Raw genomic sequence first — 12,517 nt, 5'->3', positions numbered from 1 at the left:
GATACAAGCCTGAGTGCTGCCATTATCCTGTAGTCTTATAAATTTACTTTAATACTATTTTCACGCGCATCGCTTTCAGATCGCTTACGCCCTGAAGGTTCTCTAATTGCACCTCCTCAATATGTGGTTCAATCAATCCCATATGAGCAACTTCCTGCAAACAAACACGAAGTTCGCGTGCGATTTGACTTCTGCTGTAGACTACAGCAATATGGCCTGGCTGTACTAAACGCTCCGTTGTATTTAGAATCAAGGCTTTGTCTATGCGTTTCTTAATAATCTGATACCTGATGTTATAAGATCCTTCCACGTCAAACCTACGCTCATCCTCTCGAAAGCTAATATCAATAGGATTCGGATGGATAAAGATCAATTGGGTGGTCTCTAAGGGAATGCTGAGTGATGTTTTTAACCGATGGGTTTTCTGGCCAATCTTTGCAATGCTAATAATCTGCTCCTTACGGATCTGATTTAACATACTCATTTTGAAAATACTCCTGGGAGAAATAGATTGCCCAACGTATAGGTCATACTCCACACCGTCCGTACGGAACGTCTCAAAATAAGACGGGAATATTTCCTGAACCTGTGCGTTGAAAATGTTCATTTCCGCTTTAACTACCTGATTTATCTTTTGCAGCGAACGCTCAAAAGACTCGTTGCTCGAATTCATGTCTTCATAGCTATACTGCAATTTACTGCGGCATTGAGCCAGAGAAGCTTTAATTGACGGCTCTGCTTTTTCGAGTTTGTCTAAAAAGTTCGGAACATCTTCTTGAAAGAAAGACAGAATATCCAATAGATAGTGCTCCAAATTGGAACCATTCGCCCAATCATTGACCTCATCAAACCGCTCGACGAATGTTTTATCAACAGACAATACGCCTCTATCTTTCATCCGGTCGATCAGACTGGCTACAAAATTGACGCGCTGCAGAATGTCTTCTCTATAGGATTTATTGCGCAAAATACTGGAGTCTTTCACATCGACCGCAGCATAGAATGGATACACTCTGTTGAATACGATCTTTTCAAGTTCCGGTTCCAAGCTTTGGTGAATAACCTCGCCTAAATATTCTGCAGCAACCTGATTGAATTTCCATTCTACAGCAGGCTGAAGTGACGTATATTTATGAAGAATAACATTGTTGAGCTCACTTTTAAAGGATAACACAATATCGTATGCTAATTGTGCTAAAAGCGCGTAAAACGAACGTACCTGAATGAGCATATTGCGATTTAAACGAGTTTCATCTCTAGTGTAGAGCTCGAAAATTCCCACCAGACCATTATTGTGAATTAAAGGGAAGCAGATATAAGAGGTTAATCCGGTTCTTTGCAAACTTCGTTTCAGCTCGGAAGACCGCGATTCGACACCTTCTTCCACACCAAACGACAGGATGTAAGGTTCGTCTAAGTATTTCATTAGTCCACCTTGCATAATTTCTTTGTCGTAAAATACGGAATCGCCCAATAGCATACTATCCTTAGCCATATCCGAAGAAAGCACGGGGATTCCATTGAGTTTCAGGATCGGATAAAAGGACGACTTGACGCCTTCGAAATTGACGATGTTTGCCAATATATTGTTCAGCAGGTTGAGCCCATCCGCCCCTGTATAAATACTGATATTGTTTATAAGGGATTGTAGCTGCTCAGCAACGAAGGCTTCATGGCAATCTACAAAAGAGCATATTGTGAAACCTGTGAAAGAAAACTGAGAAATATCAAATGCTTTGAGTATAGGTTGAATATCCTTAAATGTCAGCGAATCTTTATTCTTTATAGACCTCAAGTTGAGCTTAGGGAGTTCCGCCTTCGGTTGGATATCGACATAGGAATAGTCTATTTCCAACTCGTAATATCGGTTAAATTGACCGTTTCTTTTTACAAAACGTAATTTACTATGTATCGCGGGAATATCGTAAAAGCGTTCTAATATTAATAGATAAAGCTGTTTATTGACAAATTCCACATCCAAGAAGCTATTGCTATTCGTTGATTCAACGCGTTGAAAATCCTCATCGATTAAATCGTAAAAGTCTTGGGTGCCGAAAAACACTTTATCGGGCACAGGAAAACCCAATGCCCATTGCTGATTCTTTTTCTTAGAAACACCTTTTGCGAGGTGGTATAAGCTTTCCAGGAGTTCCTTATAGGAAGCAAGGTTATCTTCCGTAATATCCCCTGATTGTTTTATCTTTTCCAAAAGAAGTTCACTCGCAATCTTAGGCACCAGCATCCCTTCCTCTTGCTCGGCCAGTGTTTTTTGCAAGTGATTAAGGAATGGCCACAGTGACAGCGATTCCTCTAGTCCTTCTGCTGGAAGCACATTGCTATCAATGCGCCTAGTTTTGATTAACATATTGCTTTATCGTGGTGCTTTTAATGTGTTAATTGAAATGGTACTTCGGCCTCAAACGCTTTTGTCAAGGAGTCTTGCGGTTCGTCAATATAAAACTGTATCCGCAAATCGCCGTTATCTAGACAGTCTATCACACTAAATCCCTGTTTGTTATATCTGAATTTTAAGGCTTTATCCTTGCGTATTTCTGAAGTTTTAGCGCCCGATCCGCTCACGACCTGATGCATACCTTCCTTATCAATGTATTGCAATCCATGATCATGTCCAGAGACAAATATTAAGTTTGGATGAACCTTTCCAACCTCGGTAACTCGTTCAATAAGGTCGGCATATAAGGGATGTTTGATATCTTCCGGGGAGGCTAGGGCTGTTGAGCGAAAAAGAGGATACAATGATCCTAAACCGGGCAAGGGCAAATAAGCACCCTTCCAAAGACGTGTCAATGGAAAGAGGTGGTCGCGCCAAGTGTACTTTAAGGCATGCTCGCCAAAGGTAAGCATAGGGTGATGCGATATAAGAATAACGCGTTTGTCCTTATGTTCCTCAAGCAAGCTGCCTAGCGCAGCGATGAAATCATCTTTGTCTTGCTCTATGCTACGTCCATGATGTGGAAATAGCCAGTACTCGCTATCATAGGTAATTATCGTTAGTCGCTCGCTGACATGGATAGCCTCCGGGCCAATTGTACCAGCCTTAGGAATAAACTTTAATCCAGGATCCTTTTGGTCTAAAATAAATTGCTCCTGCGCTTTCAGTTTCGCTAGCCCGTCTTTTTTTGATTTATCCCAATCGTGATTTCCCGCCAGAAAATAAACCGGTACATCGATTTTCCTAAACCCCTCGTATTGAGATTGCAGGATCTTTGCGGTTTCAATGTTCTCCGGTGCAGACAAAGCCATCCCAAACTCATAGATATTATCTCCTACAAAGAAAGCCGTCGTCTTATCAGCTACCTTTAATGCATGCGATTTTTCGATCAAAAAAGTTTGCTTATTGTTAATCTCTCCGGCATCACCAAAAACAATAAGTCGGTGTTCCAGCTCTTGCGCAAAGCTGTAAAAACTGATAAAAATGAAAAATAAAAATAGTATCCTACGCATTAGGGTTGCTTATTGTATTGAAATAGCAAAGCATTCTTGGCCTTATTTTTTTCGCTGCTGATAAACATGCGATTTTCCTTGTCGAATGTGATTCCTTCAGGCTGTTCAAATTGTTTCTTTTCAAACCTGATCACTTTTTTCGGCTGAAACGTATCATCGGTAATCAATAAGAGTTTATCAATGGATGATAGCACGTACCATTCATTGCTACTGCTTCTTTTGCTGATCGAGGATGGTTTTAACGATTTGACAGATTTACCGTCTAAAGCAGCAACCGCATCCAGATTAATCTGGAAGTTTTCTTTCAGGCTCAGTTTTCCTGAAGCATCCACATTCACAATATATCCGGAAACAGCTGGATTTCCTTTATCGAGGCTACATGTTTTGCACAAGACATATAGTGCCTTACTTTCTGAATCATAAGACATTGATTCGTATTCGCCTTTCCCTAGCTGTCCTTCAAAAATTTGCACTTCGGTCTTTGCCGCCTGTAGGTCGACCGGAAAGCTGTAGATTGCTCCATCGCTGCGAAGTACAAAAAAGAATCGTCCATCGGTGGTAATTTCTTCATAATCGCCAGCGTCTGCAAATACATATTCTGACGTGATCTTCTCATCCGTGAGATTGTATGAATACACGATCCCACTTTCATCCTGAATAGCATAAAGTATTTGGCTGTCGGCTGGCAAAAAAGTAATGCCCGATATCTCATTTAACTTCTTTGGAAGCACATAGGTTTTGTCGGCTTTGAGGCCGGCGACTTCCTGTTTTTCTGTCGCCTGCTGCGTATTATTCTTTGTGGGAGACTGACATGAGGCCAGTCCCGAGAATAGCATCATGCTGAAGACTAACTCTAATTTCATACTATTTCGCAATTAAAATTGCCACACAAAAAGCAGCAAATGAGACGATAAGCCCTAGCATAAACACACCGTAAGCATATCGTAATAATTTATATTTCCGCCCTAAAACAACCCCTTGGGAATAGACATCCTTAGTCAACATTCCGTAAAGGAAGTCTTTATCGTCCATTGCTTTGTTCATCGCACCTTGGTACTCGTCGAATCGTGTTTTATAGAAATTGCCAAAGAATAACAAGTTGACGGTTTTATTTGACACATCTTGCTGTGTAAAATGTCCATTTGGAATTTTAGGAATGGTCGCTAAGATGGCAAGGACCATTGTTGTCACCGAGCAGGCCATTAAAGAAACGGTCGGCACAATCAAATGTGGGTTACTGTCTAATGCTTTCAACAACACAGCAACGATAATCGAAAGAATAATTGAATTTACAGTTAACAGTATATTCGATTTGTTATCTGCCATATCGCTTAGACGTTGGCTATTCGCGGAGGTAATTCGAAACATGGTTTCGATTCCACGCTCTGGTTTCTTAAGCTTGTCGCTCTCTACCTCAGCTTTCGATTCATTTTTCTTCTGCTTTTTCAGCTGAGCATCTACGTTGATGCGTTTGCCTTCGTTTAATTTTTGCTGTGCATATTCCGTATGATATTGATGCTGCTGCATCAATTTAATGGTCTTCTTACGCCAGTCGTTTTTATCAATTTTCGCCTGATTGAATTGTTCGGCTTCCTGATGCATCAGTTTATTGCGTTCATCAAACGCCGCGCTTCCCAAGTGGAAGAGATCCGCATCGCAAAGGATCTGCTCCAAAAGTGTTCTGGGTGACTGTGGCATCTTCGTCGCAACGATACATCCCTTCACTTTCGCGATAACATTTTCGTCAACTTCCTCGGACTTCAAGAATTCCTCGGCACATGCTGCACCTCGGGCTTCATGATCCTGTGCACCTCCAAAAAGATAACCGATATCATGAAAGTAAGCCGCGCAAGTAACAATAAAACGATCCTGATTATTGAGTTGATAATGTGCTGCCATTTCCTCGGTAGCTTCTACAACATCGTTCGTGTGAAGGGCATTATGAAAACAATATTTACCGCCTTGCTCGCTGGTTAATTTGCCTATATGATCCCGTGTTTTGAGTAATAAAGACTCGTAATCCATATCAATACTTTTATCGCTTGACTATTAGGGGTCTAAAATACTGAGATTATTTGTTTTAAGTGTATTGAACCCTAAAAATGACCAATAATAAGCAATTGTAATTGTGGTTTTTGCTTAAAAACTAAGGGATAGTTTCTTAAAAGAAATTTATCTGTACTTCCCCCCATTTAAACTCCGCAGCAGAACAGCAGGATAGGTGTTCCCCTCGGCAGTCCCTTTTCCTTCTATAAACGCACCATAGGTGATACTATCTCCGAAACACAAAATAAGCATCTTCCTTTTCAACAATCTCTTTTCCTTCAATTGCTGAGCAAAATACTTTCCGATGATTTCATAACCCTGAGCTGTCGGATGAACACCATCGTCTACCGAATAATTCCTACTGTTCACCAATAAAGATTGTTTTGTCCTGTAGTCAGTGCCATACTTTTTGAACTCTTCATTTAAGGGGATGAATCCGAGCTGCTCGGCAGCGGCAAAATCTTTCAACTCTGCATTCAGCGCATCGATTTTATCATTAGGTTTTATTGGAAATTTGCTAGGGTCGTGCCGCTTAAATAGATAGGCCTCTTCCACAGGTAGAATGCTCGAAACAACGATCTGGACTTTTGGATTCCCCGTTCTTATCTTTTCGATGATGCTACGAAGGTTTTCAAAATACTTCTCTAAGCTATTGAACTTGCCGGAATTGATCATATCGTTGGTTCCGACCACTAACAGCACTAAATCTGGTTTATTGGCTACCACGTCTTTATCCACACGAGCCAACAAATCGGATGAATTATTACCTGCTACACCCTTGTTCAGCACTTGATATTGAGCGCGACAAGAATTGAACAGGCAAATAATTATAATAGCCAAAGCGTATAGTAAATTTTTCATCTGAGTAAAGGTCAAAAGGTTGATTATGTTAGTCCACGCGGCAAAAGTAGCTAAGGGGAAGTTATAAATAATTTCTGGCTTATGGAATAATCGATTAGAAAAGCTATCTAAACGCTGTTGTTTTCAATTGTTTTAATTATTTTCGTTAAAGTGTTGTTGTCAAAGCTTTCTTGATAACAAAATAGGCTTCAAAATTAAAACTATGAATTTAAACCTTATGTTCACTAGAAATCTGTTCTTTTTGCTAGCCCTGTTCATTACGACATTCCTTTGCGCATGCGAGAAAGAAAAAACAACTACTACCATTCCTGAGGATCGTGAAATGAATCACCCGGATTGGATTAATTTGATCCTCACAGGTCAACAACGCGGTATAACGGCAATCTATGGGAATTATGAAGACTCTCTCTTGGTTGCTACACAGGGAAATATCTATTTGACAACCAACCAAGGGAAAGATTGGCGTCGCGTATTTAGTGGCAGCATAGGTATCTCGGGGATTGTGAAACATAAGGATCAGCTGGTGGCCTTAAGCAGTTTTAGCGATATCGCTGGGGGTCCCTTTCTATATTCGCAAGACGAAGGAACAACTTGGTCGCACCAATCTAAATATCTCTATTTGGAACAGCAACCCAAACTCAATCGAACACAAGTGGATGTTTCAGCGGATGTGTCTTATAAGCTAGAATTTGAATCTGAGGGGAGTGATCCTGTTAGCAATCTTCCTCTGCCCGATCAGATTTATCGCATTGAGAAAGGAAGGCGGGAAAAAGTGTATCTTCCAAGACAGGCTCGTATTAACTGCATTGTAAAGGATCAGAAAGGTCGACTATATGTTGGAGCAGAGGGTACTCGTTTCGAATATACGAGAGAAGGAAATACAAGCATTTATCCAACATCGACGGATACTGCCATCGTCTACATCTCAAGAAAACCGCTACGATAATTCATAAAATTTGCTTGACAGACCTAGAAAGTTAGCGACGATGCATACTTTTACATCATGGCAGAAAAAAACTCCTATGTCGTTTATCCACGTGTCATTGCTACGATATTTGTCGTATTGATTCATGCATCTACCGGCTTCTTGTACCACATCGACACGAATGCCTTCGATTGGAACTATGCCAATTGGATTAATGCTGCCACACGCTGTTCTGTGCCCATATTTGTCATGATATCGGGCGCATTGCTCATCCCAAAGGATGAAAACACCTGGCTCTTTTACAAGAAGCGAATCCCAAAACTTCTCTATCCCTTTGCTTTTTGGACCATAATTTATCTCGTCTACTACTTCTTTCGGTACACGAAGTTCGAATTATTATCGACCGAGAAAATTCTATCCATCAGTGCGGATAAAATATTACATGGGGCTAATGCCCATTTATGGTATCTCTACATGATTATCGGGCTCTATCTAGCCATACCCTTCATTCGAAAAATTATCATACAGTCTACGCAAAGAGAAATCGAAGTCTTTCTAGCGCTATGGATGTTGTCCATGTGTTTTATGAGCAAGCCTTTGTACGCAGCAATGCCCAAGTTTGACCTCACATTCTTCTCTGGATATGTTGGATATCTTGTATTCGGCTACTACCTGAGCGTTTGTGCAACAGCGTTCAAAAAAAACCAACTCATATTCGCTGCGGCATTTATACTGATGGTTGTTATCGGTGCAATCGGTACAAATATACTCAACCAACATACGAAGAAGCTTGACACGTTCTTTTATAACTATGTCTTCGTAACGACCGCTATTGCCGCTGGCGCATTGTTCTTGTTCATAAAAGAGTCAACAAAACAAGGCGAAGTTCCTCGCTGGGTATCCCTTGTCGATAAGTATAGTTTCGGCATTTACCTTAGCCATATTATACCTTTGAATTACCTTCATCCGCTTATATCAAAATATCTGAGCACCGCATGGGTGATACCTTTAGCGACTATTGCTACAATTATGGCGTCCATTGCTATTACTTTTGCCCTTAGAAAGCTCCCCTTTGGGAAATATGTAAGTGGGTAGGGGGTTTTTATTTATGTTTTTTCAGATAATCTTCCGTATAAATCTTCCTTTGAATAGAAACTAGAATATGCTATTGAATACTAAAATTCGCATATCGCCCGGCTTTATCCTTCGCCAATTTTACCTCTTTTGCTTCTTGAGTTTTCTGTTGGGCCAAGAGCGCTTTATATAATCCCTCTAGAGCCCAAATGTTGTTTTCCCATATACGCAGATCTTCCCTAAATCCCTCTTCTGCTTCGTTGAATTTTTTATTGTTCAGTAAGGCATCGCCGAGGTAATGTCGAACCGAGAAAAACCAGTCGGGCGGTTCGTTATAGTTTAAATTATCTTCGATAGCAACTGCTTCTTTCAATAGCCTTAGGGCGCTTTCCAGCTTCTGCTGTTCGCCATCTAGACTAGCCTGAAGCACTTTTTTTGCAATCTGCACCAGGTCCGCAGTTGTATTGATATCCCAAATGGTGACCTGCTGCAGGCTGCTATCTGCTGCTAGATCTATTAATTTATTCAATTCCTGCTGGGCCTTTTTATTTTCGTTTTTACCTAGAAAAGCCATGCCGCGGGCATAATGCCAAATTGCACGCGGATATATTAATTCTCGGGCGGGCGCAGGAAGGCGAATTATACGGTCGAACATTTTGAATTTGATGCCCACGTAATAAGGTATGCTGTAATAATGCTGCAGGGTTCCCCAGCCAGGTTGATTCATCAAGTCTTTGGCAGTATGCTGCTGCACAGCCAATGCCGCTTGCCAGGCGAGCGGTGCATTTCCTTCCAAAGTTGCTGTTGCGGCAAGGAAGTGATGGTTATGCGGATAATAAGCTAAGGGATACATGCCTTGGGCATGGCAGGCTGTGGTATAGATACTATCGGCGGCGATAGCTCTTAGATTAGACAGGGTGCCCAAATGATAGTCACCCGTATGTATGTAGATATGGGAGGGCATATGCAATAGGTGACCTGCTCCCATGACCAAGCTATCTAATAACCGTGCACTCGCTAACGCTTTTTCAGGATGATCAGATGCTTCGACGGCATGGATGTAAAAATGATGGACTCCCGCATGCTTTGGATGCTGTTGAAGGAGTTTTTCCAAGAGATTGACGATTTCAGCAGTCCAGGGTTGCGGTCTTTTGGAGTCTTTGAGGTAAAGATCCCAAGGATGAAGAATCATAAGGGCTTCAGCGTAAAGGGCTCCGATATCGGCATCCTCAGGGAACTGCTGGTACGCTTTTTTCATCGCCTTAGCATAGTCCAAATCAAGGGCTGAACGATCTTCTGGCGGTTCGGCGGTATATCGCTCTGCCAAGGCAGCAATTAAAAGCTGTTCTTTTGTGCTTGCCAGATGTGCGTGTTGCTGGGCAGCTAAAATAGCCTGATAAGCTCTTTGGTAATTGTCGTTTTCCATACCGCCATTGTAATTAGGTCCTAAGGCGTAGGAAAATCCCCAATAGGCCATCGCGCAGCTGGGGTCCAAACGGGTAGCCTGAAAGAAGGACCGTGCCGCTTCAGCATGATTAAACCCATAGGTCAGCATCATGCCTTGGTTAAAATAGGCTTGAGCCTCAGGATGGCTAGATGTAATGGAGAAATGTACACCCTCTAACCCCGGAAGCCTCGGAGCTTTTTGATTTAAACGGTACCATTCTCTATCGTCGGTTTTTGTCGGCGCGCAAGATGGCGCTATTCCCGCTGTTGATTGCTTTTTGCGCGGTTCAGGATGACACCCGCAAAGGGTCGTTAATATCCAAAATAGAACTAAGGTTTTCATCATTATTTAGGATTAAATAAGCCGAAATAATATAAAATGAGGGAAGTGAGATTGGGGCAGTTAAGAAATAGGAATCTGCTTGGAATTAAGGTAATACCTTGTGAGGTATGCTGTTATAACAAAAGTAAGGAAAAGAAAAGACATTAATGGCTCTAACCTTGCTTTTTCTCGGAATCGCGTGAATTTTCTGTGCTGCTATTCAATCCAAAAAATTGACACATACAAAAAATGCTCAGCTTTCGCTGAGCATTTCTCCGTAGCCGAACCCGAACAAATCTCGAAACATTTTTTGGAAGATTTGGAACGGTTAAACTCGTTAAGTCACGAAGCTACTGCCTAAAAGCATTAAGTAGAACCCTAATGAAAAAATATATTTGTTGATACTGTTTTATAATGTTAAAGTATATGTTGGTACATTTTTTTGACTAAATTTATAACCTATTTAAGCCACGAAACCGAATTATCAAGCATTATAATAGTTATCTTTTCGTAATTTGTTACCTTTGTAATGTAAAGAAGTAGTATGAAAACTATACAAAAGTTGAGAGTATTATCACAAATTTTCTCCCCGCCTATGTTCCAAAAGATAGTACGGGAAGACGATTATGTGCTTTTTCAAAAACAAATAGATAAATACTTCAACACTACCTCATACGAAACCAACTTAGACATAATCAAGTCTTTATATAAGTCCTTACAAAAGCAATATAGATGTGAATACATCTATAAGAATAATTTGATTATTGATATTATAAAAACTCATAGCTTAAAATCAACATTAACACTTAATGAACTAAAAATTGGTGCTTCAAAAGCTGACTTGGTTATGTTGAACGGTGCTGTAAGAGTCTATGAGATTAAAACGGAACTTGACGGATTAGAAAAATTGGCAAAACAAATAAATGACTACCAAAAATTTGCCAATGAGGTACATATTGTTACAGATGAAAAATATGCTAAAAAGCTCCAAGTTGAATACGAAAATACAAGCATTGGTATTATCGCATTAAATGCCAAAAATAAATTGGAAACAATAAAAGAGGCAGATGCAAATAAATCTTTCTTCGACTTTGAAACTATTTTTAAAATATTGAGAAAGCAAGAGTATCTTGATTTAGTTGCTGTTAATTTTGGTTCTGTCCCTGATGTTCCTAATACAAAGATTTTTAGAGCTTGTTACGAACTACTTGCCACAATTGATATAGTTGATTTTCAAAAGCAGGTATTAAATAAACTAAAAGAGAGAAAACTATTGAACCCCGACTTGCTGAAATCATCTAAAACCCCAAGAGAACTAAAGCACATTTGTAATTCTTTGGATTTTAATGAGCAGGAATATCAAAGATTGTATAATTTTTTAGCAACCAAAAGCGTATGTATCAACCGTATATAAGAGGAAAGCAGTTTGAGTTGATAGGAATAAGAGAATTAACTAAACCTGTTCTTTTGCCAAATAAAGAAAAAGTATCTCCTATTATTGAACCTGTCAAGGATTCTTCTACTTTAAAGACTACGATAAAAGAATTAGCAAGTAATGATATCAACTTTACAGTTGTTGTTAATCCACAAGTAGGAACATTCAAAGATACCAATGCAATCTTTAATGCTATTAGCAGTTCAGTTGGAGATTATACAAATTATCAGATAGGTGTTATTTTCCATAATAGGATAGACCATTCAAAAGCTATTGGCATTTTACAACAATATGCAAAAGTTATTCCTGCTCTAAGTATTATTCATAATGCCGTGTTTGATAACATTTCAGATGTTCTTAAATCATATCAAGAACATTTTGCCATTCGATATAATGTAATCAATCTATCATCGACAAGTAGAAGATATTTTAGAAATTTTGAAAGAAATACCTTAATTGAACTTGATGATTATTTCAATGCTCAAACAAAGAATGCGGATTATTTGCAAGTAGATGAAAGCAATTTTTCAGAAGAACATATCTATTACAAAGAAGAAGGGTTTGAAGGTTTTTCGGACTATCTTTCTATTGGAGAGGAATATTCGGAAACAGGGTTTCTTCCCTATGCTGTTGCGATACATTTATCTTATGCGGAAGCACAGACAAATAGAATAAAAGTTAAACATTTTGTTTCTGACTCAAATGATGACACATCAGATATTGCAGGAAAGTTTGCTGAGGCGTTAGATAAACTTATTGCTTGGTGTGACCAAACAGGCTATGACTCTATTGCTATATCTGAATTTAGACGATTTCACGAAAACGGACACTTTCCAGGATTAGGGACATTGAAGAAACTTTCCTTAATGAACCATATAGATTTAGTATTGAAATTGATTTAGTATGAATTGTTGCACAAATTGTTTTGAGAGCAGTTATATAA

10 protein-coding genes are annotated in these 12,517 nt (G+C 39.7%); 4 read left to right on the top strand and 6 right to left on the bottom strand.

Going from position 1 to position 12,517, the window contains the following annotated elements; genetic code table 11:
- Positions 1-43: 43 nt before the first annotated feature.
- From QYC40_RS00450 to QYC40_RS00430, 5 genes are all read right to left on the bottom strand, one after another.
- Positions 44-2,365, bottom strand: a complete 2,322-nt coding sequence (locus tag QYC40_RS00450; RefSeq protein ID WP_301991788.1) for a GAF domain-containing protein — start codon at positions 2,363-2,365, stop codon at positions 44-46.
- Between the two features lie 20 nt (positions 2,366-2,385).
- Complete coding sequence (locus QYC40_RS00445; protein ID WP_301991787.1) at positions 2,386-3,465, bottom strand: metallophosphoesterase; 1,080 nt, start codon at positions 3,463-3,465, stop codon at positions 2,386-2,388.
- On the bottom strand, positions 3,465-4,328 hold the full coding sequence (locus tag QYC40_RS00440) for an SdiA-regulated domain-containing protein (protein ID WP_301991786.1): 864 nt from the start codon (positions 4,326-4,328) through the stop codon (positions 3,465-3,467). Before QYC40_RS00440 ends, QYC40_RS00445 begins: the two co-directional genes overlap by 1 nt.
- Before the next feature lies 1 nt (position 4,329).
- On the bottom strand, positions 4,330-5,490 hold the full coding sequence (locus tag QYC40_RS00435) for a Pycsar system effector family protein (RefSeq protein ID WP_301991785.1): 1,161 nt from the start codon (positions 5,488-5,490) through the stop codon (positions 4,330-4,332).
- Positions 5,491-5,637: 147 nt separating this feature from the next.
- Positions 5,638-6,372, bottom strand: a complete 735-nt coding sequence (locus QYC40_RS00430) for a GDSL-type esterase/lipase family protein (protein WP_301991784.1) — start codon at positions 6,370-6,372, stop codon at positions 5,638-5,640.
- Between the two features lie 202 nt (positions 6,373-6,574).
- Between QYC40_RS00430 and QYC40_RS00425 the strand changes: the two genes are divergently transcribed.
- Entirely contained in the window at positions 6,575-7,318 is a 744-nt protein-coding gene (locus tag QYC40_RS00425) for a hypothetical protein (protein WP_301991783.1), read from the top strand.
- Positions 7,319-7,375: 57 nt separating this feature from the next.
- On the top strand, positions 7,376-8,392 hold the full coding sequence (locus QYC40_RS00420; protein ID WP_301991782.1) for an acyltransferase: 1,017 nt from the start codon (positions 7,376-7,378) through the stop codon (positions 8,390-8,392).
- Between the two features lie 70 nt (positions 8,393-8,462).
- Here the strand turns inward: QYC40_RS00420 and QYC40_RS00415 are convergent, their stop codons facing one another.
- Entirely contained in the window at positions 8,463-9,929 is a 1,467-nt protein-coding gene (locus tag QYC40_RS00415; RefSeq protein ID WP_301991781.1) for a hypothetical protein, read from the bottom strand.
- Positions 9,930-10,683: 754 nt separating this feature from the next.
- Between QYC40_RS00415 and QYC40_RS00410 the strand changes: the two genes are divergently transcribed.
- Both QYC40_RS00410 and QYC40_RS00405 read left to right on the top strand, forming a co-directional pair.
- Complete coding sequence (locus tag QYC40_RS00410; protein ID WP_066679297.1) at positions 10,684-11,553, top strand: sce7726 family protein; 870 nt, start codon at positions 10,684-10,686, stop codon at positions 11,551-11,553.
- Positions 11,535-12,476 carry a sce7725 family protein gene (locus QYC40_RS00405; protein WP_066679298.1) on the top strand — a complete coding sequence of 314 codons (942 nt, stop codon included), beginning with the start codon at positions 11,535-11,537 and terminating at the stop codon, positions 12,474-12,476. Before QYC40_RS00410 ends, QYC40_RS00405 begins: the two co-directional genes overlap by 19 nt.
- The last annotated feature ends 41 nt before the right edge of the window (positions 12,477-12,517 follow it).

Origin of the sequence: Sphingobacterium sp. BN32 (assembly GCF_030503615.1) — a bacterium.
Taxonomy (GTDB): domain Bacteria; phylum Bacteroidota; class Bacteroidia; order Sphingobacteriales; family Sphingobacteriaceae; genus Sphingobacterium.
Note: the sequence above shows the minus strand (reverse complement) of the source record. Positions and strands in the feature narration are given on the sequence as shown.

Bases quoted from the DNA above. Each gene is read 5' to 3' on its own strand.
- QYC40_RS00450 (WP_301991788.1), bottom strand. From the start codon at position 2,365: ATGTTAATCAAAACTAGGCGCATTGATAGCAATGTGCTTCCAGCAGAA.
- QYC40_RS00445 (WP_301991787.1), bottom strand. From the start codon at position 3,465: ATGCGTAGGATACTATTTTTATTTTTCATTTTTATCAGTTTTTACAGC.
- QYC40_RS00440 (WP_301991786.1), bottom strand. From the start codon at position 4,328: ATGAAATTAGAGTTAGTCTTCAGCATGATGCTATTCTCGGGACTGGCC.
- QYC40_RS00435 (WP_301991785.1), bottom strand. From the start codon at position 5,490: ATGGATTACGAGTCTTTATTACTCAAAACACGGGATCATATAGGCAAA.
- QYC40_RS00430 (WP_301991784.1), bottom strand. From the start codon at position 6,372: ATGAAAAATTTACTATACGCTTTGGCTATTATAATTATTTGCCTGTTC.
- QYC40_RS00425 (WP_301991783.1), top strand. From the start codon at position 6,575: ATGAATTTAAACCTTATGTTCACTAGAAATCTGTTCTTTTTGCTAGCC.
- QYC40_RS00420 (WP_301991782.1), top strand. From the start codon at position 7,376: ATGGCAGAAAAAAACTCCTATGTCGTTTATCCACGTGTCATTGCTACG.
- QYC40_RS00415 (WP_301991781.1), bottom strand. From the start codon at position 9,929: ATGATGCTGACCTATGGGTTTAATCATGCTGAAGCGGCACGGTCCTTC.
- QYC40_RS00410 (WP_066679297.1), top strand. From the start codon at position 10,684: ATGAAAACTATACAAAAGTTGAGAGTATTATCACAAATTTTCTCCCCG.
- QYC40_RS00405 (WP_066679298.1), top strand. From the start codon at position 11,535: ATGTATCAACCGTATATAAGAGGAAAGCAGTTTGAGTTGATAGGAATA.